Consider the following 21,095-nt stretch of genomic DNA (forward strand, 5'->3'; position numbering starts at 1 on the left):
ACACTTCCCGCCGATGTCGGAGCCCAGACCCGCGCAGAGCGCATGAGGCAGCCTGCCGCGTTCGACGTGGCCAAGGCCGCTGCTGAGCAGCATGGCGTGTGCGTTCGGCCGTTCACGATGGAAGTCGAGGACCACGAGTCCTACGAAGTTCGGTACGTGGCGGTCCCGTGTGGCTCGACGGTCGAGAGCGTCTGCAAGCCCTGTGCCAAGAAGGCCAAGGCGTTGCGGATTGCTCAGTGCCGCGAGGGCTGGCACATGGAGGTGGAGCCTGACTTCACCCCGGAACCGCCCACAAAGGACCAGACGGAGTTGCTGGAGTACCGCGCCGACCTCATGAAGGCGTTCAAGGAAGAGGACAACTCGGCGGAGGCGGACGAGCTTCGGGAGGAGATTCACAGCGTCGACGCGGAACTTCGGCAACTCGGCGTCCGTGGTCGGCTGCCGTCGCCGGACGACCCCGGCAAGCGACCGGTGAAGCGGTCTACGAAGCGTCGGCAGGATTCGCCGGAGCTGCCTCGGCGGCGTGTCGAGAAGCGGACGATCGGGCGCGAGTACGCGGGAGGGTTCCGGCCGTCGATGTTCGTCACGCTCACCCTCGACAGCTACGGCAAGGTGCGCGACGACGGCACGCCCGTTGATCCGGACAGCTACGACTACCGCCGTGCTGCTCGGGACGCCGTGCACTTCGCCTCGCTGGTGGACCGGTGGTGGCAGAACCTGCGGCGCGTCGTCGGCTGGGACGTGCAGTACTTCGCCACGGTCGAGCCACAGAAGCGGATCACTCCGCACCTGCACGCGGCAGTCCGCGGTTCGATCCCCCACGAGGTGATTCGCCAGGTCACAGCGGCCACGTATCACCAGGTCTGGTGGCCGAACCACGACGAACGCGTCTACGTCGACGAGGTGCCCGTATGGGACACCAACATCAAGGCGTTCGTTGACCCGCACACGCGCAGGGCCTTGACCACCTGGGAAGACGCGGAGGTCGACGAACCGGCGCACGTCGTCACGTTCGGCCGCCAGGTGCACTCCAAGGGCATTCTCGGCGGCTCCGAGGAAGCCGGACGCCACATCGGCTACTTGACCAAGTACCTCACGAAGTCCATCGGCGAGGTGGTCGAGCAGGACACCGAACGGCAACGCCGGCATGCGGACCGCCTGGCGGACGAGCTGGCCGTGACGCCGTGTTCGGAGCGGTGTCCGATGTGGCTGCTCTACGGCGTCCAGCCACGCGGAGCCAACGGCCGGATGACTCCGGGACGCTGCAAGGGGCGGGCGCATCGGCGGACCACGCTCGGCCTGCCCGGTCGGCGGGTGCTGGTGTCGCGCAAGTGGTCGGGGAAGACGCTTGCGGACCACAAGGCAGATCGGAAGCGGTTCGTCACGCAGGCGCTCGCGGCGGTCGGCATCGAGAAGCCCGTCACCGACACGTCGCGGCTCGTCTGGCACAAGGTCCGGCCCGGTGATCCGAACGTGCCGCCACGGGCTCACCTGCTCATGCACGCGATCGCCCAACGGGTCACGTGGAAGGCCGAGTACGACCGCGCGATGTTGGCGGCTTCCGGCTCTCCGCCAGACACAGATCTTTCGGCAATTCCGCAAGCGGCCTGATCCGGGGGGGATCACATGTCATCCGTCGAACCGCTGTGGGGTGTGGAAGAAGTCTCGCTCTTCCTCGGAGTCCCCGTGAAGACGCTCTACCAGTGGAAGTGGCAACGGATCGGGCCTCCGGTCCGCAAGGTCGGGCGCCATCTCCGCTACGTGCCTTCGTTGGTGCGGACCTGGGCTGAACAGCCCGACGACCAGGCCGCATAGAAGTTTCGGCAATTCGACAGACGGAAGGAGTCTGCGGTGGGCCACGTCCAAGATCGCTGGTGGAAGGAGGTCAAAGACCCCGTGACGGATGACGTCACGAAGGTCAAGACCTCCTTGTACGGGCAGGGTTTGCGCTACAAGGTGCGCTACCTCGACCCGAGTGGAGTCGAGAAGAGCAAGAGCTTCCCCGACAGGCAGAAGAAGCGCGCGGACGCCTTCCTGATCGAGGTGGAGTCGACCAAGTTGGAAGGTAAGTACGTCGACCCTAAGGCGGGTAACCGGAAGTTCAGGACGCAGGCCGAAAACTGGATCAAGGCTCAGTCCCCCGACGCGGCATCTCGGGAGGCGGTGCAAAGCCGTCTGGACAGCCGCATCAATCCGCACTTCGGAGAGATGCCGCTCGGCAAGATCAAGCCTGCGACGATCCGCGAATGGCTCGGCAAGCTCGACGAGGAACGGCTGAGCGAGAACTACAAGACCGTTCTGTTCACCACCGTGTCCTCTGTGCTGGATTCAGCGGTTGAGGACAAGCTGATCATCGACAACCCGTGCAAGGCGAAGACGATCAAGCGTCCCGTCTCGGTGAGCCCGGACATCGTTGTATGGCCGGACGATCGCGTGATGGAGGTCGAAGGTTCGATCGATCCCCGGTTCGCGATCGTGGTTCCCCTCGGTGCGGGTTGCGGCCTGCGCCAGGGCGAGATCCTCGGCGTCTCCCCCGATGACATCGACGAGGAAGGGATGGTGCTCCGCGTACAGCGTCAACTGCGCGTGGTTCGCGGCACGTTGGTGTTCGCCCCTCCGAAGGGCGGCAAGAGGCGTGTCGTTCCGCTCGCGTCCGGCGTCTTGGCCGCGATCAAGGAACACACGAAGCTGTTCGCACCGGTCACGGTGACGCTGCCCTGGAAGGACCCTGGCGGCGAACCCGTGACGGTGCGACTGCTCGCGACCGGTGAGAAGGGGCGGCTCTACACGGGCGACCTGTTCCACAAGGTCGTGTGGATGGGCGCGTTCCGGGAAGCCGGGCTCAAGTACCGGGGCCGTGCGGACGGGATGCACGCACTGCGGCACTTCTTCGCCTCGGTGCTGCTGGCTCAGGGTGTGTCCATTAAGGAACTGGCGGAGTACCTGGGTCACTCCGACCCCGGTTTCACGCTCCGGACCTACACCCACATGGTGCCGTCGAGCCACGAGCGGGCGCGGCTCGCGATCAACGGCGTGTTCGGCGGTTCTCAAGATCACGGCCTGGAGGCGGCCTGATCATGGAAATCAGGAGCCTCCAGGCCGTGACCCGAAGTGGTGATCTAGCTGTTTCAGCTGTTCAGGACCGCGCGGGACATGACAACCCGTTGCACCTGGTTCGTGCCCTCGTAGATCTGCGTGATCTTCGCGTCCCGCATCATCCGCTCGACCGGGAAGTCACGCGTGTAGCCGGCGCCACCGAAGAGCTGCACCGCGTCCGTCGTGACCTCCATGGCCACGTCGGAGGCGAAGCACTTGGCGGCGGCGGTGATGAAGCCGATGTTCGGCTCGCCGCGTTCCGCCTTGGCGGCTGCGACGTAGACCATGTGGCGGGCCGCCTCGATCTTCATCGCCATGTCGGCGAGCATGAACTGGACGCCCTGGAAGTCCGAAATGGACTTGCCGAACTGCTTGCGGTCCTTGACGTACTCGACCGCGGCTTCCAAGGCGCCCTGTGCGATGCCCACTGCCTGCGCGCCGATGGTCGGGCGGGTGTGGTCCAGGGTCCGCAGAGCGGTCTTCAGACCGGTGCCCGGCTCGCCGATGATGCGGTTGGCCGGGATGGTGCAGTTCTCGAAGTAGATCTCGCGGGTCGGCGAGCCCTTGATGCCGAGCTTGCGCTCCTTCGGGCCCACCGAGAAGCCCTCGTCGTCCTTGTGCACGACGAACGCGGAGATGCCCTGCGACTTCTTCGGGGCGTTCGGGTCCGTCACGGCCATGACGGTGTACCAGGTGGACTCGCCCGCGTTGGTGATCCAGCACTTGGTGCCGTTGAGCACCCAGTGGTCACCGTCGAGCAGGGCCCTGGTCCGCATCGACGCGGTGTCGGAGCCCGCCTCGCGCTCGGACAGCGCGTACGACGCCATGGCCTCGCCCGAGGCGATGGACGGCATGACGAGCTGCTTCAGCTCGTCGGAGGCCGAGAGCAGGATCGGCATGGTGCCGAGCTTGTTCACCGCCGGGATCAGCGAGGAGGACGCGCAGACGCGGGCCACTTCCTCGATGACGATGCAGGTGGCGACGGAGTCCGCGCCCTGGCCGTCGTAGTCCTCGGGCACGTGCACGGCCGCGAAGCCTGCCTTGACCAGGGCGTTGTGTGCCTCTACCGGGAAGCGCTCGTTCTCGTCGACCTCGGCCGCGTACGGCTTGATCTCCTTCTCGGCGAGCGAGCGGACGGCCTCTCGCAGCGCCTCGTGCTCCTCGGCGAGCTGATAGGTGCCGAAGCTCGGGTTCACCTTATTACCTCCCAGTAGCGAGTACTCGGCACGATGTTAGCGCTCGTTCACGTCGGGCGCTGCTGTGCTGTTGAGCACTCAGAGGGACTTCTGCAGGGCCGCGTCCTTGTCTAGTACGAGCTGCTCGAGTTCTGCCTGGAAGCGGGCCATGCGCTCCTGCAGCCCGGCGTCCGAGGAAGCCAGCATCCGCACGGCCAGCAGGCCCGCGTTGCGCGCACCACCGACTGAGACCGTCGCGACCGGGACGCCCGCGGGCATCTGCACGATCGAGAGCAGCGAGTCCATGCCGTCGAGGTACTTCAGCGGCACCGGAACGCCGATCACCGGGAGCACGGTGGCCGAGGCGACCATGCCGGGCAGGTGGGCGGCGCCGCCGGCACCCGCGATGATCACGCGCAGGCCGCGTGAGGCAGCCGACGTCGCGTAGTCGAGCATCCGCTGCGGGGTGCGGTGCGCGGAGACGACGCTCACCTCGAACGGCACGTCGAACTCGGCGAGCGCCTCGGTGGCCGCCTTCATCACCGGCCAGTCCGAGTCGCTGCCCATGATCACGCCAACCTGAGTCACTCCGCACTCCCGTGAATGTCGTATCCGTCTGACCAAATGCCCGTGGACAGCCAGTCCGCGGCGAGCCGCGCGCGCTGGCGGACCTCGGTCATGTCGTTGCCGAGGAACGTCACGTGCCCGATCTTGCGGCCCGGCCGTTCCTCCTTGCCGTACAGGTGCACGTGCGCGTCCGGGAACCGGGCGAACAGGTGGTGCACGCGCTCGTCGGGGCCCATCGCGGGCGTGTCGGTCGCCCCGAGGACGTTCGCCATCACGACGGCCGGCGCCATCAGGTCGGTGCGGCCCAGCGGGTAGTCCAGGACGGCGCGCAGGTGCTGCTCGAACTGCGACGTGCGCGCGCCCTCGATCGACCAGTGGCCGGAGTTGTGCGGGCGCATCGCGAGCTCGTTCACGACCACGCCGTTCGCGGTCTCGAACAGCTCGACGGCCAGCACGCCCACGACGCCCAGCGCCTCGGCGACCTTCAGCGCCAGCTCCTGGGCGGCGGCTCCGTCCAGTGCGGGAGCCGGTGCCAGCACCTCGACGCAGATGCCGTCGGACTGCACGGTCTCGACGACCGGCCACGCCGCGCCCTGCCCGAACGGCGAGCGCGCCACGACGGCCGCCAGCTCGCGGCGCATCGGCACGCACTGCTCGACCATGAGCGGCGTGCCGGCCTCCAGCAGTTCGGGGACGACCCGCTCGGCGCTCTGCGGGGTGTTCAGCATCCACACGCCACGGCCGTCGTAGCCGCCGCGGATCGCCTTCAGCACGCACGGCCAGCCGTTCTCCGCGCCGAAGCGGAGCACGTCGCGCACCTCGTGCACCTCGGCGAACGGCGGCACCGGCAGCCCCAGCTCGGCCAGCCGCACGCGCATCTTCAGCTTGTCCTGCGCGAACTGGAGCGCGTCCGGACCGGGGTGCACCTTCACGCCCTCGCCGGCCAGCGCGCGGAGGTGTTCCTGAGGCACGTGCTCGTGGTCGAACGTGACCACCTCGCAGCCCTTCGCGAACGAGCGCAGCGCGTCGAGGTCGGTGTGCGTGCCGAGCACCACGTCCCGCGCGACGAGCGCGGCGGGGTCGTTCTCGGAGACTGCGAGCACGCGCAGCGACTGCCCGAGCGGGATCGCGGCCTGGTGCGTCATGCGGGCGAGCTGCCCGCCGCCGATCATTCCGACGACGGGGAGACGGGTACGAGAGTCCACGGTTCAGGCATTCTACCTGCGGCTTCTTGCGCGCTATCCCTCGGTCTTGGCGGTGGCGGTCCCGGACGTGGCCTGGTCGTCCGGCGCGGGTTCGGAAACGGGTTCGGGTGCGGGATCCGAGGCCTCGCCGGTCTCGGCGACCGGGTCAGCGTCCGGCTCCGGCGTCGCGGTGGTCTCCGCAGCCGGAATGTCCGGCGTGGGCTCGGGCACCGGCGGACCGAGGCGGCGGTGCGCACGGGAGGGCTTCCACCCACCGCCGTTGCGCATCAGCCGGAAGACCACGGCCAGCAAGCCCGCCGCGATCAGCGCGCACAGCATGAACTCGGCGATCTGGAACCACACCACGCGCTCGATCGGCTGGTAGTCGACGTACGTGCCGATGGCGGCGTTCGCACGGCGCATGCAGCTGGTCTCGTTGACGGCCATCATGCAGTCGCCCCGAGCTGGCACCGGTTGCAGGTCGGACCCGGCATAGCCGTGGCCGAGCTCCAAGCCTCGATCCGGCACTACCGGCGTTTCCTCCCAACTGGCGATCACGCGTGCCGGTAGCCAGTAGAAGGGACGCATCCACACGGCCAGGACGACGCGCACGACCACGAAGAGCACGATCGTCACCGCGATCGCTGTCACGACGTTCCTGCTCAACAGACCGATGAGCACGCCGATCGCGAGCCCGAGAGCGGCGTATCCGGCTTGCAGGAGCGAGTTGGCTTCGAAGCTGTTCCACGTCCGCACCGAACCGGTGAAGCCGTCGCCGTTGCCGATGAGCGCACCCAGCAGCACGGCCAGACCACCGAACACGATCAGCTTGCCGCGCAACCACTGCACGGGCGTGACGTCCTGGCCCCACGCCACGAAATAGGTGCGTTCCTCCAGTTCGCGGGCGATCAGCGGAGCACCCCAGAACGCGCCGACCAGCGCACCGAACCCCGTTTGCACCATCAGCGCGTAGAAGCCGGCGATCGGCATCGACGTGTTCATGTAGAAGTCGAGCGCCTCGATCGACCACAGGCTCAGGATGGCGAACACGGCGATGAGCCCGAGCCAGATGATGGGCCAGCGGTGCTGGCGCCAGGTCAGCCAGATGAGTGAATTCAGCTTCACAGGTCACGCTCCAGGTGCGCCACGACCAGTTCCTCCAGCGTCACGTACCGGGCTGTCCAGGGTTCGTCGATCCGCTGGCCGCCCGATCTCACCAGGAACGACGACTGGGCCCTGCCGTGCTTCGCCAGCACCACGTGCCCCTCCACGGGCGAGGTCGAGGCGTGCGGACCGGTGTAGAGGACGTGCTCTTCCAGCAGTTCGTCGGCATCGCCGTCCACCAGCAGCCGGCCGCGCGACAGCACCAGCAACCGGTCGGCCACACCCGCGATCTCCCCCACGGCGTGCGTGGAGAAGATCAACGTCATGCCCTTGTCGTTGACCTCGGTCAGCAACTCCCGCATGACCTTCCGGCGCGCCAGCGGATCCAGTTCGGCCAGCGGCTCGTCCAGCATCAGGACGTCCGGGCGGGACCCCAGCGCAAGGGCGAGCACCACGTGCGTGCGTTCACCACCGGACAGGTCCTCGATCTGGAGCTTGCGCGGGATCCGGAACCGGTTGAGCCACTGCTCGGCGCGGTCGGCGTCCCAGATGTCGTTCATGCGGCGGCCGAACTCCAGCACGTCCTTGACCCTGAACGACTTGTACATGGGCTTGTGCTGGGGCACGTACGCCACCCTGCCCGCGATCGACGTGTGGCCCAATTCCGGCTTCAGGTGCCCGGCCAGCACGTTGAGCAGCGTCGTCTTGCCGGAGCCGTTGGATCCCACCATCGCCGTGACGCTGCCCGGCGGTAGTTCGAACGAGACGTCCCGTAAAGCCCACTTCGACACGCCGGCCGCAACCACGCTCATTGCGCTCCCCCACTCAGCACCTCGCGCATCAGCGCGTGGATGTCCTCGTCCTCCAACCCGGCGGAGCGTGCCTCCGCGACCCACGCGGCCAGCTTGGCGCGCAACGGGTCCAGGTCCTCGGGGGCGGCGGACCCCAAGGAGGCCTTGACGAAGGTGCCGGAGCCCTGACGGGCTTCGACGAGGCCGGCGAGCTCCAGCTCGCGGTAGGCCTTGAGCACGGTGTTCGCGTTCACGCCACTCGTGGCGACGACGTCGCGGACCGTCGGCAGCCGATCACCCGGCTGCAACCAGCCGAGCCTCAAAGCCTCCCTGACCTGCTGCCCCAGCTGCAGGTACGCGGGAAAACCGCTGCCGCGGTCAACGTGGAACTCGACCACGCACGCTCCCCAGATTGTTCTAGTCAACTAGCACAATAGAACACTTCTCGGAGTGTTGGGAAGCGACCCCGGTGGGGACATGGGGAGGGCCGCCGGGCGCGGGACAGGGGGTTCAGCGCCCGAGCGAGGCGAGGAGCGCACGCGCCTCGGCGTGCGTGTCCGGCAACTGTTCGACCCAGACCTTGGCGGGGCCGACCGGCCGGACGTTGGGGTCGTCGGCGAGCCGGTCGGCCGCCAGGACCCTGAGGTTCGACACTCTTCGCGCGAGCAGTCCGTCGCGCCTGACCAGCACCGCGGCCACGCACGGGCCGAGGGTCGCCAGCGTCTCGCCGCCGTCGAAAACGGTGCGCAACGCGTCCGACACGAGTGTCATCGCGACGACGCGGGACCAGCCCGATGCCCGGTGCACGTCGAGCCTCAGCAGGACGAGGGCGTAGTCGAGGGACGCGACCGGCGTCTCCCGGTACACCTCGCCCAGCCGCGTCCGCAGGTAGGCGGCAGTCGCCAGCCCGGTCAAGGGATCTTCGGCCGCGCAGTCGCCGGCCTGCTTCGTCACCACGTCCGCCCATCCCAGCGCCGTCATGCGCACCATCTGCGAAGGGAGCGCGTCGACGTCCGGCGACACGACGTGCGACGCGTCGGTCAGCACGGCGTGCAGCGCGGCCAGGTCCAGCAGCGTCTCGCTCAGGCCCGCTCCGGCCTCGGCGCGTGCGCGGCCCAGCCGGACCAGCGCGTCGCCGGGGTCGGCGTCCTCCAGCATCGCCGCGCACACGTCGTCGACCTCGGCGAGCGGCCAGTCTGCGGGGAACGCCCAGCCGGCGGCCATGGTGGCGGTCCGCCACCTCGACTTCAGCAGGCGTTCCGCTTGTGCGACACCCACCCGGTCTCCCTTCAGTTCGCCCGATTCCAGGTGGGAGACGCAGCCGTCGCTCATTCGTGACGCAACCCGCGCGGGGGATTGAGATGACTGCGCCAGGCGCCGTAAGTCACACTGGGCGCCGCGTGGGAGGGAAACAAAAACTGTGGCGATCGTTCCTGCAGACGTCCAGGGACCGAGCGACGCGGAACTCATCGAGTCCGTGCGCGGCGGGACCATCGACGCCTACGGCCAGTTGTACGAACGCCACGTCTCGGCGGCCTACAACCTCGCCCGCCAGTTGGCGCGCTCCCCCGCGGAAGCCGACGACCTCGTCTCCGAGGCGTTCGCGAAGGTCCTGGACACGCTCCGCGGCGGCCGCGGCCCCGACTCGGCGTTCCGCGCGTACCTGCTCACAGCGCTGCGCCACACCGCGTACGACAAGACCCGCCGCGACAAGAAGGTCGACCTCACCGAGGACATGACCGACGTCGCGCCGGCCGTGCAGTTCAGCGACACCGCGGTGGCCGGGCTGGAGCGGTCGCTGGCCGCCCGCGCGTTCGCCGCCCTGCCCGAACGCTGGCAGATGGTGCTCTGGCACACCGAGATCGAGGGCCAGTCGCCCGCCGAGGTCGCCCCGTTGCTCGGGCTGACGGCCAACGGCGTGTCCGCGCTCGCCTACCGCGCCCGTGAGGGCCTCAAGCAGCAGTACCTGCAGATGCACCTCGCTGACACGGAGGCGGAGCGCTGCAAGGCGACCGTCGACCGCCTCGGCGCCTGGACCCGCGCCGGCCTGTCCAAGCGCGAGGCGGCCCAGGTCGAGGCGCACCTCGACGAGTGCGGCCGGTGCCGGGCGCTGGCCGCCGAACTCGCGGACGTCAACGGCGCGCTGCGGATCTTCGTCGCCCCGCTGGTGCTGGGCGTCGGTGCCACGACGTACCTGCTGGCCGCCGGCACGACGACAGCCGTCGTCGGCGCCGGAGCGGCCGCGGGTGGTGCGGGCGCCGTGGGTGCCGCGATCCCCCGCCAACTCGTCACGGTCGGTGGTTCCGCGGCCGCCGTGGCCGCGGCCGTGGTGATCGCGCTGGCCGCCGGTGGCGGCGAGCAGCAGGCGCCGGTGGTGCAGGCCGTCCAGCCCCCGCCCGCGCAGACGCAGGTCCAGACGCCGAGGCCACCCGCACCGCCGGTTCCGCCCGCTCCCACCCCCACCACGGAACCGACGCCGCCGACGACCACGACGGAGCCGCCGCCCTCGGTGACCCCGCCCGCTCCACCGGCGCCGGCACCGGAGCCGCCCGCCCCCGAACCGCCCGCGCCCGCGCCGCCGGCACTCACGCCGACCACGCCGAGCGGGTTCTCGCTGACGCCGGGCGAGGAGCCCAAGGACTTCCCGATCACCGTCCGGAACACCGGCGGCACCGCGGCACCGCCCGCGAGCATGGTGCTGAACCTGCCGCCGGGCGTCGTGTCGACGGGCGGGCCGTCGGGCTTCGGTGCCGCGCGCCTGTTGCAGCCGGACGGCGCGACCGACCAGACGGTGAACTGCCCCGCCGGCACCGGCACGATCACGTGCGTGACGCCGCAGGGCATCGCGCCGGGCGGGCAGGCGACGTTCCACTTCCTGCTGAGGGCGACCGACACGGCCGTGCCCGGCACGATCACCGGTGTCATCAGCGCGGGCACGTCGGTCTCGGTCGACATCAGCGTCGAGGTCAACGTGCCGCCGGTGAACGACGACATCGACCTCTTCGTGAAGACGTGGGACCACGTGTGGTGGCACCACCCGCGTGCGGACGTCGAGGTGCGCAACAAGGGCCCGCGCGCGGGCACGGTGAAGCTGGACATCTCGTCGACGAAGGACCTCGTGATCTTCGCGCCGTACCGGCAGTGCACGCAGGTGGACAAGAGGTCGATCCGCTGCCTCGCCGACCTGGACAAGGGCGAGAGGTTCCGGATGTCCTTCTGGGCGTTCGGACGCCGCGGCGGGGACGTCACCGTGACGGCCGCGCTGGGCAACGCGACGAAGTCCGTGACCGTGACGATGAAGGGCTGGCCGGAGCACCCGCCGGGCGAGGAACCGCCGAACCCGCCGACGTCCACCACGACGGTGCCGCCGACGACCACGACCACCGAGCCCACGAAACCGACGCGGCCGACCGACCCCACGAAGCCGACCGAGCCCACCGAGCAGACGAAGCCGACCGTGCCGACCCAGCCGACGGAACCCTCGGAGCCGGAGGCCCCGCCGTCGACGACCCCGCCACCGTCCCTGCCCCCGTCGACGCCGCCGACGACCACCCCACCGACGAGGGAGGAGCCGTGCGAACCGCCGCGCGGCCTGCTTCCGGGGCTGATCGGCGGCCTGCTGGGGCAGCCTTCCTGCGAACCACCGCGAAGTTGATCAGAAGTTGATCTTTGATCGTCACTGAACGTGCAGGTCACGCACCTCTGTGTCGCGGTTGGTAACACCCGGAGACAGCGTCGTGATCTAGATCCGTAAGCTGGCGCGGTGCTGCCAGTCGTTCGCCGCGCCATGAGCCGGCTGCCGGAACCGGTCCAGTTCCTGATGCACAAGCACCGCGAGCTGATCCGGTTCGCGCTGGTAGGCGGCACGACGTTCCTGATCGACAACGGCGTCTGGTACGCGCTCAAGCTCACCGTGCTGACCGACAAGGTCGTCACGGCGAAGGTCATCGGCGTGCTGGTGGCGATCATCGCCTCGTACGTGCTGTCGCGCGAGTGGTCGTTCCACACCCGCGGCGGCCGCGAACGTCACCACGAGGCCGCCCTGTTCTTCCTGGTGAGCGGCATCGGCGTCGCGATCAACATCGCCCCGCTGTGGCTGTCGCGGCACCTGTTCGGCCTGCAGGCCCCGTTCGTCTCGGTCATGACCGAGGAGCTCGCGGACTTCGTCTCGGGCTCGATCCTCGGCATGCTGCTCGCCACCGGCTTCAAGTTCTGGGCGATGCGCCGCTGGGTCTTCCCCGACGCGGGCGCTCGGCCGGACCGGCGTGTTCACCCGATCTCCGTAGACTCGTCCCGTGTCTCTAGCCGAAACAGTGGTCTCCCGGTTCCCGGAACCGATCCGGTCGATCGCGCTGAAGCATCGTGAACTAGTCAAGTTCGCCCTGGTCGGGGGCACCTGCTTCGTGATCGACACGGTCCTGTTCTTCGGGATCAAGATCGTCGTCCTGCCGAACAACCCGGTCACGGCGAAGATCATCGCGACCCTGGTCGCCACGATCGTGTCGTACGTCCTCAACCGCGAATGGTCGTTCCGCACGCGCGGCGGCCGTGAACGGCATCACGAGGCCGCGTTGTTCTTTCTGGTCAACGGCATCGGCATCGTGCTGAACTCGGCTCCGCTGTACATCGCGCGGTACGCGTTCCACCTGCAGGAGCCGCACGTGTCGCGGCTCACCGAGGAGATCTCGGACTTCCTGAGCGCGCAGATCATCGGCACGCTCATCGCGATGGCGTTCCGCTGGTACGGCTACAAGAACTGGGTCTTCCCCGAGGAGAACTTCCGCAACGCCCGGCCGATCGAGGAGGAGAAGGAGCTCGGTCACTCCTAGCGGGGTGTGCTCGGCTTCTTCCAGGAGATCCCCACCACGTCCTGGGCCTTCGGCACCGGCAGGAACACGGCGAACGTCGCCGGCCTCGCCGTGGACAGCTCCAACCGGCCGCCGTCCGCGTCGACCAGCGCCCGAGCGAGCGCCAGGCCCACACCGGTCGAGCCGCCGCCGGAGACTCCGCGTTCGAAGATGTGCGCCGCGAGTTCGTCCGGTACGCCCGCTCCACCGTCGCTGACCTCTACGACGACGGTGCCCTCCTCGCTGCGTGCGGAGACCACGACCGACCCCTCGCCGTGGCGCAGGGCGTTGTCCAGCAGCACCCCGATGGCCTCGCGCAGGCGGGCGGGGGTGGCGCGGGCCAGCAGGCCGTCCGGGACGCGGACGCGCAGCGCCCGGCCCTGGCCCTTGACCTGCTCGCGCCACTCGTCGGCGATCAGGTTGAGCGCAGGCCGCAGTTCCAGCGGTTCGGCGCCGACGGCTCGGGCCGCGCGGGCGGCGGCGAGGAGTTCGTCCAGCACGGCGGCGAGGCGTTCGGCCTGTTCCAGGGCCGCGCGGGCTTCGGCGGCCGTCTCGGGTTCCGGGTGCTCGGCGAGGGCTTCCAGGCGCAGCTGAAGAGCCGTGAGGCGGCTGCGGAGCTGGTGGGAGACGTCACCGACCAGTTCGCGTTCGCGCTGGACCAGGCGGGCCAGGGCCGTGGCGGAGGTGTCGAGGGCATCGGAGACCGCGTCGAGTTCCTCGATGTTGTAGCGCTGCTCGTCGGCGCGGAAGTCGCCGGCACCGAGCCGGGACGCGCGGGCGGCCACGTGCCCCAGCGGGCGGGCAAGCGTTTGCGCCGTCACCAGGGCGACGACGGTGCCGGTGCCGACGGACAGCGCCAGCAGGAGCAGCACCAGACCTGCCACCTGGGCCTGCGAGGTGTGCATCGGGCCGGAGGGGATCTCCAGGCGGACGGTGCCCTGCTGCGCGATCGGCAGTTCGACGGTCAGCGGGTCGTCGCCCGGCGAGGGACCCGTGGACTTGGTGGTGCCCGCCGACACGACGGTGAGACGGCCGTCTGTCGGGATGGCGACCCGGACGGCCTCGATGTCGAGGCTCTGCTGCCTGGCGAGCTGGTCGTCGAACGTCGTCGCGATCCGCTGGGCGCTTTCGCTCAGGTCGGCGCGGGCCGTGTCCTCGACGAGCTGCAGCGCGGTGTAGCCGAGCGGGAGGCCCAGCACGATCCCGGTGACGGCGACGGCGAGCAGGATCGCCCGCAGGATCCGGCGGCGCACTAGTCGGCGTTGAAGCGGAAGCCGCGGCCGCGCACGGTCGCGATGCGCTTCTCCGCGGAGTTCGGGGTGCCGTCGCTGAGCTTCCTGCGCAGCCACGACATGTGCATGTCGAGCGTCTTGCTGCCCTTGAGGTCCGGGTCGTTCCAGACCTCCGACAGGATCTCGTCGCGGCTCACGACCTGACCCGCGCGCTGGATCAGCACCTTGAGCAGCTCGAACTCCTTGTTCGCGAGCTGGATCTCGCCGCCGTCGACGGTGACGCGGCGAGCGGCCAGGTCGACGCGCACGCCGTTGACCTCCAGCGTCCCCGGCGCACGGCGGCGCAGCAGCGCCCGGATGCGGGCCATCAGCTCGGCCAGGCGGAACGGCTTGGCGACGTAGTCGTCCGCGCCCGCGTCGAGCCCGACCACGAAGTCGACCTCGTCGGCCCGGGCCGTGAGCATCAGCACGGGCACGCCCCTGCCGCTCTGGCGCAGCCGCCGGCACACCTCCAGCCCGTCCATGCCCGGCAGGCCGAGATCCAGCACCAGGAGGTCGATGCCCCCGGCTATGGCGGCGTCGAAGGCACTTGGCCCGTCACTGACGACCTGCACCGAATAACCCTCCCGCGTCAAAGCGCGGGAGAGAGGTTCCGCGATGGCCGGGTCGTCCTCGGCCAGCAACACCACGCTCACGGGCCCAGCGTATTCGTGGAACGATCGCCGCGTGTCACGCCACGATGCTGATCTCGAACTGGCCCTCCGCCTCGCCGACGCCGCCGACGCGATCACCGCGACCAGGTTCCGCGCGCACGACCTCGCCGTCGAGCGCAAGCCGGACCGCACACCCGTCACCGACGCCGACGTCGCCGTGGAGGACGCGGTCCGTGCCGTGCTGGCTTCCGAACGCCCGGACGACGTCGTCATGGGCGAGGAGCGCGGCGGCACGCTGGACGCGTCCCGCGTCTGGGTCCTCGACCCGATCGACGGCACCAAGAACTTCCTGCGCGGTGTACCCGTCTGGGCGACGCTGATCGCCCTGGTCGAGGACGGCGTGCCGGTCGTGGGCGTCGTGTCCGCGCCCGCCATGAGCCGCCGCTGGTGGGCGGCCGCGGGCGGTGGCGCGTTCGCGTCGGACGCCTCCGGTGAGCGCGCGATCTCCGTGTCCGGTGTGCGTTCTCTCGAAGACGCCTACGTGTCGACGACCGACATCAAGTCGTGGGTCGAGTACCACTCCCGCGAGGCGTACCTGCGCTTGGTGGACGCGACCTGGGAGAGCCGCGCGTTCGGCGACTTCTACCAGCACTGCCTGGTCGCCGAGGGCGCCATCGACCTGGCGCCCGAGTGCGTGGCGAACCCGTGGGACATCGCCCCGTTCCAGGTCCTGGTGACCGAGGCGGGTGGCCGTTTCACCTCGTTGGACGGCGAGGAGCGCTACGACGGCGGCAGTGTGCTGACGTCGAACGGCCACCTGCACGAGGCGGCGCTCAAGCTGTTGGCACGGTGAGACTTCCGCGCGCGACCTGGGCCCAGGCGAGCCGGCCGAAGAGGTAGTGGCACGCCACGCTCTCGTCGTCGAACCGGGCCCAGTCGTAGCGGTTGCCCTGCTCCTGCCAAAACACCTCGTGGCCCTTGCCGTCATCGTCGGTGAGGAGGCACCAGCGCTGGTCCGCCTCCTCGCCGATGCTGACGACGTCGTCGGGCACGCCGATCCTGGTCAGCCACTCGGGCAGCGACTCGACGTTCATGCGGTGATCTCCGTGAGGTAGCCGAGCGCGACGAGGTCCGCGACGGGGTGGGTGGTGCGGTACCGGCTGCCACCACCGGGCTGGCCGAACCAGGGCGCGCTGATCGTGCGGTGAACCGGCAGGTCCCTGGTGACGCGGTACCTGCGGTACCCCTCGTCCGCCGCCTGGGGCGGCAGGGACCGCTGTGCGAACGGGGTGCCCGCCGCGCTCAGGACGCGGCCCTCCGGCGTGCCGAACCTGTCGAGTTCGGCGCCTGCCTGGAGGATCTCGGGCCGGCTGTCCTCGTAGCCGCCCTCGCGTTCCGCCGGCCAGCGCGGGGTGCCGTCCTCGTGCTGGAACAGGCTTTCCCAGTCGCGTTCGTGCATGCCCGCGAGCGGGTCGTGACCGGCCAGGAGCTCCTGCACGATCGGGTGGTCCTTGCCGAGACCCGCGCCGGGCTGCGCCGGTTGGGCGGAGGACGTGTCGATCGGCTGCGGGTGGTCGTCCGGCGCGAACCTCGGGACGGCCTGCTCCTCCGCCTGCGGGGGCGGCGGGAGCTGGCGAGCCGGCTTCGGAGCGAGGGACGGGGCCCGTCCGGCGCTCAGGAAGACGGCCATGAACCAGCTGCCGGCCGCGGCCGCCGTGTAGGTGTGGCGGGCGATCTCGCCGGCGATGCCGGGATTCGCCAGCGCCAGGTCGTTCCGGTTCTCCAGGCGGTCGCTCAGCGCGTGTGAACCGCCGGGGTCCACCGCCGCCAGCGGGCCCGAGGTGGTGGTCCCACCGGCTCCGAGGTCGACTTCAGCACCGGGCGCGGCCGGGCTGGCGATGGTGTCGCCGACCTGGCGTTCGCCGCGTTCCTCCACGGTCGCGACGTCGCCGTCCAGCAGCGCGTCCGCGGCGTCCTTCGCCAGGTCCTTGGCGGCGGAGTCCTTGGCCGCCACCGACGGTGAACTCTGTGCCTGGGCGGAGACCTGCGTGCCGGACTGGCTGTGACCCGGCGCCTGCACCTGGCCCGGCTGGGTTCCGGTCTGGCCGCCGAACTGGGTGGGCTGGTTGCCCAGCGCCTGGGTCGGTGCCGCACCGGCGAAACCGGTCTTGGCCGCGGCTGCCTGCGCACCCGCCTTGGCCTCACCCGGCTTGACCTCGCCGGACTTGAGTTCGGTGGCCTTCGCGTCCGCTGCGGGCTTGGCGGCCTGCTGGCTCTGCTGAGCGGCCTGAGCGGCCTGGCCGTGCTGGCCGGGCGCCTGCGCGGCACCCTGCTGCCCCACGACGGCACCGACCTGGGACGCCGCCACGGGAACACCACCGGCAGCACCACCGATCGGGCCACCGGCCGGAGCCGCGCCCATCGCCGGGGCGGCAGCGGGTGCGGCCTGAGCGGCGGGGGCCGATGCCTGGGGTGCGGACGGAGCCTGGCCGGGCAGTTCGCCACCCCGGACCAGGGTCGGGTCGAGCACGGCGGCGGACGCCTGGGTCGTGCCTTCGGTGATGGGGCCAAGGGTGCCCGCGACGCTCGGGATCGCGTCGGCCACCGGCTGCGCGACGGGCGCGACGACCTGGCCCACCGCCTGGCCGACCGCGTGGCCCGTGTCGGCCACCAGTCCGGGGATCGGGCCCTTGCCCTCGCCCCGGCCGGAGCCTTCGCCACGGCCTTGTCCGTCACCGTGGCCCTGACCGTCGCCGTCACCCCGGCCGTCGAAGACAGGACCGGTGCCGTCGCGGCCACCGGGTACCGCGTCCACCACCGGCTGCACGACGGCAGCAACAGGTGCGGTCACGGGAGCGGCAGCGTCGAGGACCGGCGCGGCGACCTCGGTCACGGCACCGACGACAGGTGCGAGTGGAGCCGTCACGGCACCGACGACAGGTGCGACCGGGGCGGTCACAGCGCCGACGACCGGAGCGACCGCTTCGGTCACGGGGGCGACCACGGCGGCGACGGGTTCGACGACGGGAGCGACCACACCGGCCACCGGGGCCACCACGCCGCCGACGATGTCCGTCACGGGCGACAGCAGGCCACCGGGGCCGTGGGCGCCGGGTGCGGTGTTGACGGGATTCGTGCCCTGACTCATGTCGATGCCGCTGTCCAGGCGGATCGCGGAGGTCAGCGTGCTCTGGAGGTTCGCGACGTTGGCCGCGGCACCCTTCGTCAACGTGTCGAGGCCGAGCAGCGCGGCGGGGTTGCCGGCGCTGGCCGAGGCCGTCGCGGCGTCGTTGTTCTTGGCCAGCGCGACGAGCTCGCGGACGATCTCGACCTTCGCGGCACCGACCTGCTTGGCGGCGTGGTCGAGACGGTCGGCGGCGGCGTGGCAGCCGCGGGCGGCGCGGTGGAAGTCGCCGTCGGGAGCCACGACCTTGGCCCAGCGACCGCGTGCGGCGTCAGCCGTGCCACCGGACATGCCGCCCAGCGCACGGTTCGCGGCACCGTCGGACGAGGTGCCGAGACTCTTGATCTTGTCGCCCGCCTCGCGCCACGCGGTGGCGCTGGAACGCATGGCGTCCTCGTCGGCCTTGGGCCACGAGACACCGGCCTTGGCCGCGACGGCGGTGAGTTCGGCGGGAAGCTCGATGCCCATGTCAGCCTTCCAACCTTCTCATCCCGGACGCGTTCTGCTCCTCGACGTGCCGGTACGTGGAGGCCGTCGCGGCGAGCTTGTCGCTCACGTCCCCCAACGTCGACGCGAGCCCCGACAACGCCCCGGTGGCGTCCCCGGACGGCCTCTCGTGCGAGGCGGCGAAGCTCTTCCCGACCGCGTCGTCACCCCAGCAGGCACCGAACGAGGCGAGCGCCCGGTCGAGCGACCCCGCGATCTCACCTGCCTGCCCCGCGAACCCCTTGAGCTCGCGAGCCCCGGCGTCCAGCCGCTCGAGGTCGGCCGAGTACCCGGTCATCGGACCCTCCTGTCGATGAGCTCGGAGTCGAGCCAGCTCTCCCGCTGCTCGTTGTCCTCGTCGTCGTCCCTGCGCCCGCGAACGGACTGGTACCCCAGATCAACGGTCTCGGTGTCGTCCACCGCGTACTCCGAGGGCTTGAGATCAGCCGTCCCGGCGACGAGCGCGGCAGGATCCGTGGCGGAGGGCAACACGGCACTCAACGCCTGATACGTGTCCTCGGCGGCACTGGCCGCGGCCGCGGCCACGGTCCGCACGATCAACTCGGCCAGCTGCTCCGGCCGATGCCTGCGATAGGCCGACTCGGAGAGCTCCAGCGCCACGAGCTTGCCGCCAGACCCCACGGTCGCTTGGACCGTCCCGTCAGGACTGGAGGCGCGCCCGGACACGGCGGCCAGCTCGCGCTGCACCGAAGCAAGCTGCTCGCGGCTGCGCCGGTAGTCAGCGAGCAACTCCTCGACCTGCGCACGGTGGTCGTCCACCGAGTCCCCCTCACACGCATAGCCCTGGGCTCGGGCTCTAGGACGCCGTCGCCCCTAGATCGGTTCCCAGCGGATTCAGTTACGTAGAATCAACGAGATGATCGCCTTCGAGGATCTGCCCGCAGGCCGCATCATCCCGCTTGGCGAGGTCACCGTCGACCGGGACGACATGCTGGACTTCGCGAAGAAGTTCGACCCGCAGCCGTTCCACCTGGACGAGGAAGCGGGCAAGAACTCGATTTTCGGCGGTTTGTCCGCTTCCGGCTGGTACACGGCCTCGCTCTGGATGCGCCGCTGGGTGGACGAGGTCCTGGCCGACTCCACCTCGCAGGGCTCGCCGGGCGGTCGCGAACTCTCGTGGCTCGCCCCGGTCCACCCCGGCGACAAGCTCACCTTCGAGGCCGAGGTGCTCACCGCGCGCCGCTCGAAGAAGCGGCCGGACCTCGGCCTGGTGGAGTTCGAGGGCAGGGCGAAGCGGGGCGACGAACTGGTCTACCGGTTCATCGCCACAGGCATGTTCACCGCACGCGGCTGAACGACTTCGCCGGCGCTACTTCGACAGCGCCCGCACCACACGAGAAGGACTGGGCCGCCCCAACTGCTCAGCCATCCACACGGACGTCTCAACCAGCTTGTCCAGGTCGACCCCGGTCTCCACCCCAAGCCCGTCAAGCATCCACACCAGGTCCTCAGTAGCGAGATTCCCGGTAGCCGACTCGGCATACGGACACCCACCCAGCCCACCGGCCGAAGAGTCCACAGTCGTCACCCCACAACGCAAAGCGGCCAGCGTGTTGGACAACGCCTGCCCGTACGTGTCGTGGAAGTGCACAGCCAGCCGTGAAACGTCCCGGAACCCCTCCAGCAACGACTCGACCTGACCGGGAGTGGCAACCCCGATGGTGTCGCCCAGCGACAGCTGGGAACAGCCCATCTCCAGCAACCGCTCACCGACGGCCACGACCTGGGACCGGGCAACGGGCCCCTCCCACGGGTCGCCGAAGCACATCGACACGTACCCGCGCACGTCCAGACCTGCTGCCAGCGCACGGGAAACGGTCGGCTCGAACATCTCGAACTGCGAGTCCAGCGTGCGGTTGAGGTTGCGCGAGGCGAACGTCTCCGTGGCCGAGGCGAAGATCGCGATGTGCGTGACCCCGGCTTCCAGGGCACGGTCCAGGCCGCGCTCGTTCGGCACGAGCACGGGGTAGACGACGCCGGGTCGCGGCGAAAGGCCGGCCAGCAGCTCGGCGGCGTCGGCCAGCTGCGGCACCCACTTGGGGTGCACGAAGGACGTGGCCTCCAAAACGGACAGTCCTGCCGTGGCGAGCCGGTCGAGGAACTCCAGCTTCACCGCCACCGGCACGACGACCGACTCGTTCTGCAGCCCGTCCCGGGCGCCGACCTCCCAGATCGTCACCCGCGAGGGCAGCGATCCGGAGCCGACGACTTCCGGCAGCCCTACTTCACGCGCGCCCATCGACGGTCCCGGGGTAGAAGTCGTCGTCGGGGTTGTCGTTGACCTCTCGGTACAACATCGTGTGCACCTTCTCCACGGACGGGATGTCGTCGAACTCGAGCGGCTCGTCCGAGGCCGACTCGATGATCAGGGTGCCGCAGCCGAGCAGGCGGTCGATGAAACTGTGCTCGAAGCGGACGCTGTTCACACGAGCCAAAGGGATGTCGAGGCCTGTGCGCTTGAACACTCCCTCGCGGTACATCACGCGGTCCGACGTGATGATGAAGTGCGTCGTCCGCCAGCGCACGAACGGCGTCACCGTCAGCCACAGGACCAGCACCGCGCCGACCGCGGCCAGCACGATCCACACGACCGCGGCCCACGACTGGTCACCGAAGAGCCCACCGAGATAGGTGCCGAGCGCGACCACCACCAGCAGCCAGAACACCGGGAAGACCAACATCTTCCAGTGGGGGTGCTTGTGGATCACGACGTGCTCGCCGGAGCTCAGCAGGTCGTCGGGATAGGCCATGGGCC

23 protein-coding genes are annotated in these 21,095 nt (G+C 69.9%); 8 read left to right on the forward strand and 15 right to left on the reverse strand.

Translation table 11 applies throughout. The features are described 5' to 3' along the window. The first annotated feature begins 42 nt into the window (after positions 1-42). From SK571_RS21045 to SK571_RS21055, 3 genes are all read left to right on the forward strand, one after another. Complete coding sequence (locus tag SK571_RS21045; protein ID WP_406602011.1) at positions 43-1,611, forward strand: replication initiator; 1,569 nt, start codon at positions 43-45, stop codon at positions 1,609-1,611. A 15-nt stretch (positions 1,612-1,626) separates the two neighbouring features. Beyond that, entirely contained in the window at positions 1,627-1,815 is a 189-nt protein-coding gene (locus SK571_RS21050) for a helix-turn-helix domain-containing protein (protein WP_319985804.1), read from the forward strand. Between the two features lie 81 nt (positions 1,816-1,896). Beyond that, positions 1,897-3,075, forward strand: coding sequence for a tyrosine-type recombinase/integrase (locus tag SK571_RS21055; protein WP_319985805.1), 1,179 nt, complete (start codon positions 1,897-1,899; stop codon positions 3,073-3,075). A 53-nt stretch (positions 3,076-3,128) separates the two neighbouring features. Here SK571_RS21055 and SK571_RS21060 read toward each other — a convergent pair whose 3' ends face one another. The 7 genes from SK571_RS21060 to SK571_RS21090 all read right to left on the reverse strand — a co-directional run bounded on the left by SK571_RS21060 (position 3,129) and on the right by SK571_RS21090 (position 9,195). Further along, the gene (locus tag SK571_RS21060; protein ID WP_319985806.1) at positions 3,129-4,292 is read right to left on the reverse strand and encodes an acyl-CoA dehydrogenase; all 1,164 of its coding nucleotides are present in this window, start codon (positions 4,290-4,292) and stop codon (positions 3,129-3,131) included. A 78-nt stretch (positions 4,293-4,370) separates the two neighbouring features. Next, a complete protein-coding gene (gene purE / locus SK571_RS21065; RefSeq protein ID WP_256334572.1) occupies positions 4,371-4,859 on the reverse strand; it encodes a 5-(carboxyamino)imidazole ribonucleotide mutase in 489 nt (162 codons plus the stop codon). Beyond that, on the reverse strand, positions 4,856-6,043 hold the full coding sequence (locus SK571_RS21070; protein ID WP_319985807.1) for a 5-(carboxyamino)imidazole ribonucleotide synthase: 1,188 nt from the start codon (positions 6,041-6,043) through the stop codon (positions 4,856-4,858). The genes purE and SK571_RS21070 overlap by 4 nt, the downstream gene beginning before the upstream one ends. A 33-nt stretch (positions 6,044-6,076) precedes the next feature. Continuing rightward, complete coding sequence (locus tag SK571_RS21075; protein ID WP_319985808.1) at positions 6,077-7,147, reverse strand: hypothetical protein; 1,071 nt, start codon at positions 7,145-7,147, stop codon at positions 6,077-6,079. Beyond that, on the reverse strand, positions 7,144-7,938 hold the full coding sequence (locus tag SK571_RS21080) for an ABC transporter ATP-binding protein (protein WP_319985809.1): 795 nt from the start codon (positions 7,936-7,938) through the stop codon (positions 7,144-7,146). The genes SK571_RS21075 and SK571_RS21080 overlap by 4 nt, the downstream gene beginning before the upstream one ends. Further along, positions 7,935-8,315, reverse strand: coding sequence for a GntR family transcriptional regulator (locus SK571_RS21085; RefSeq protein ID WP_319985810.1), 381 nt, complete (start codon positions 8,313-8,315; stop codon positions 7,935-7,937). Before SK571_RS21085 ends, SK571_RS21080 begins: the two co-directional genes overlap by 4 nt. 112 nt (positions 8,316-8,427) lie before the next feature. Further along, a complete protein-coding gene (locus tag SK571_RS21090) occupies positions 8,428-9,195 on the reverse strand; it encodes a GGDEF domain-containing protein (RefSeq protein WP_319985811.1) in 768 nt (255 codons plus the stop codon). Positions 9,196-9,337: 142 nt separating this feature from the next. Here SK571_RS21090 and SK571_RS21095 point away from each other — a divergent pair, with 142 nt between their 5' ends. The 3 genes from SK571_RS21095 (at position 9,338) to SK571_RS21105 (ending at position 12,746) form a co-directional block, all read left to right on the forward strand. Then, the gene (locus SK571_RS21095; protein ID WP_319985812.1) at positions 9,338-11,572 is read left to right on the forward strand and encodes a sigma-70 family RNA polymerase sigma factor; all 2,235 of its coding nucleotides are present in this window, start codon (positions 9,338-9,340) and stop codon (positions 11,570-11,572) included. Between the two features lie 111 nt (positions 11,573-11,683). Then, entirely contained in the window at positions 11,684-12,283 is a 600-nt protein-coding gene (locus SK571_RS21100) for a GtrA family protein (protein ID WP_406602017.1), read from the forward strand. Next, positions 12,213-12,746, forward strand: coding sequence for a GtrA family protein (locus SK571_RS21105; RefSeq protein WP_319985813.1), 534 nt, complete (start codon positions 12,213-12,215; stop codon positions 12,744-12,746). The genes SK571_RS21100 and SK571_RS21105 overlap by 71 nt, the downstream gene beginning before the upstream one ends. On the opposite strand, the gene SK571_RS21110 is transcribed toward SK571_RS21105, so the two are convergent. Both SK571_RS21110 and SK571_RS21115 read right to left on the reverse strand, forming a co-directional pair. Then, positions 12,743-14,017: an ATP-binding protein gene (locus SK571_RS21110; protein ID WP_319985814.1), complete on the reverse strand. Its 1,275-nt coding sequence runs from the start codon at positions 14,015-14,017 to the stop codon at positions 12,743-12,745. The two genes, SK571_RS21105 and SK571_RS21110, sit on opposite strands and share 4 nt — an antisense overlap. Next, the gene (locus SK571_RS21115) at positions 14,017-14,691 is read right to left on the reverse strand and encodes a response regulator transcription factor (protein ID WP_090067280.1); all 675 of its coding nucleotides are present in this window, start codon (positions 14,689-14,691) and stop codon (positions 14,017-14,019) included. Before SK571_RS21115 ends, SK571_RS21110 begins: the two co-directional genes overlap by 1 nt. 31 nt (positions 14,692-14,722) lie before the next feature. Here SK571_RS21115 and hisN point away from each other — a divergent pair, with 31 nt between their 5' ends. Next, a complete protein-coding gene (hisN, locus tag SK571_RS21120) occupies positions 14,723-15,502 on the forward strand; it encodes a histidinol-phosphatase (RefSeq protein WP_319985815.1) in 780 nt (259 codons plus the stop codon). Here hisN and SK571_RS21125 read toward each other — a convergent pair. From SK571_RS21125 to SK571_RS21140, 4 genes are read right to left on the reverse strand one after another with little or no spacing between them, the layout of a single operon-like run. Continuing rightward, on the reverse strand, positions 15,483-15,743 hold the full coding sequence (locus SK571_RS21125; RefSeq protein WP_090094900.1) for a hypothetical protein: 261 nt from the start codon (positions 15,741-15,743) through the stop codon (positions 15,483-15,485). The genes hisN and SK571_RS21125 overlap by 20 nt on opposite strands. After that, positions 15,740-18,301, reverse strand: coding sequence for a TNT domain-containing protein (locus tag SK571_RS21130; RefSeq protein WP_319985816.1), 2,562 nt, complete (start codon positions 18,299-18,301; stop codon positions 15,740-15,742). Before SK571_RS21130 ends, SK571_RS21125 begins: the two co-directional genes overlap by 4 nt. Position 18,302: 1 nt before the next feature. Then, positions 18,303-18,617, reverse strand: coding sequence for a WXG100 family type VII secretion target (locus SK571_RS21135; protein ID WP_319985817.1), 315 nt, complete (start codon positions 18,615-18,617; stop codon positions 18,303-18,305). Next, positions 18,614-19,099 carry a YbaB/EbfC family nucleoid-associated protein gene (locus tag SK571_RS21140; RefSeq protein WP_319985818.1) on the reverse strand — a complete coding sequence of 162 codons (486 nt, stop codon included), beginning with the start codon at positions 19,097-19,099 and terminating at the stop codon, positions 18,614-18,616. The genes SK571_RS21135 and SK571_RS21140 overlap by 4 nt, the downstream gene beginning before the upstream one ends. Before the next feature lie 97 nt (positions 19,100-19,196). On the opposite strand from SK571_RS21140, the gene SK571_RS21145 reads away from it, so the two are divergent. After that, complete coding sequence (locus SK571_RS21145; protein ID WP_319985819.1) at positions 19,197-19,634, forward strand: MaoC family dehydratase; 438 nt, start codon at positions 19,197-19,199, stop codon at positions 19,632-19,634. A 15-nt stretch (positions 19,635-19,649) separates the two neighbouring features. Here the strand turns inward: SK571_RS21145 and SK571_RS21150 are convergent, their stop codons facing one another. Then, positions 19,650-20,579 carry a hydroxymethylglutaryl-CoA lyase gene (locus SK571_RS21150; protein WP_319985820.1) on the reverse strand — a complete coding sequence of 310 codons (930 nt, stop codon included), beginning with the start codon at positions 20,577-20,579 and terminating at the stop codon, positions 19,650-19,652. Further along, complete coding sequence (locus SK571_RS21155; protein WP_319985821.1) at positions 20,566-21,090, reverse strand: PH domain-containing protein; 525 nt, start codon at positions 21,088-21,090, stop codon at positions 20,566-20,568. The genes SK571_RS21150 and SK571_RS21155 overlap by 14 nt, the downstream gene beginning before the upstream one ends. Positions 21,091-21,095: the final 5 nt, after the last annotated feature.

It is taken from the genome of Lentzea kristufekii, from assembly GCF_033949925.1.
GTDB lineage: Bacteria > Actinomycetota > Actinomycetes > Mycobacteriales > Pseudonocardiaceae > Lentzea > Lentzea kristufekii.

Coding starts and splice junctions, on each gene's coding strand:
- SK571_RS21145 (WP_319985819.1), top strand. CDS start 19,197: ATGATCGCCTTCGAGGATCTGCCCGCAGGCCGCATCATCCCGCTTGGC.
- SK571_RS21125 (WP_090094900.1), bottom strand. CDS start 15,743: ATGAACGTCGAGTCGCTGCCCGAGTGGCTGACCAGGATCGGCGTGCCC.
- SK571_RS21080 (WP_319985809.1), bottom strand. CDS start 7,938: ATGAGCGTGGTTGCGGCCGGCGTGTCGAAGTGGGCTTTACGGGACGTC.
- SK571_RS21155 (WP_319985821.1), bottom strand. CDS start 21,090: ATGGCCTATCCCGACGACCTGCTGAGCTCCGGCGAGCACGTCGTGATC.
- SK571_RS21150 (WP_319985820.1), bottom strand. CDS start 20,579: ATGGGCGCGCGTGAAGTAGGGCTGCCGGAAGTCGTCGGCTCCGGATCG.
- SK571_RS21130 (WP_319985816.1), bottom strand. CDS start 18,301: ATGGGCATCGAGCTTCCCGCCGAACTCACCGCCGTCGCGGCCAAGGCC.
- SK571_RS21050 (WP_319985804.1), top strand. CDS start 1,627: ATGTCATCCGTCGAACCGCTGTGGGGTGTGGAAGAAGTCTCGCTCTTC.
- SK571_RS21045 (WP_406602011.1), top strand. CDS start 43: ATGAGGCAGCCTGCCGCGTTCGACGTGGCCAAGGCCGCTGCTGAGCAG.
- SK571_RS21135 (WP_319985817.1), bottom strand. CDS start 18,617: ATGACCGGGTACTCGGCCGACCTCGAGCGGCTGGACGCCGGGGCTCGC.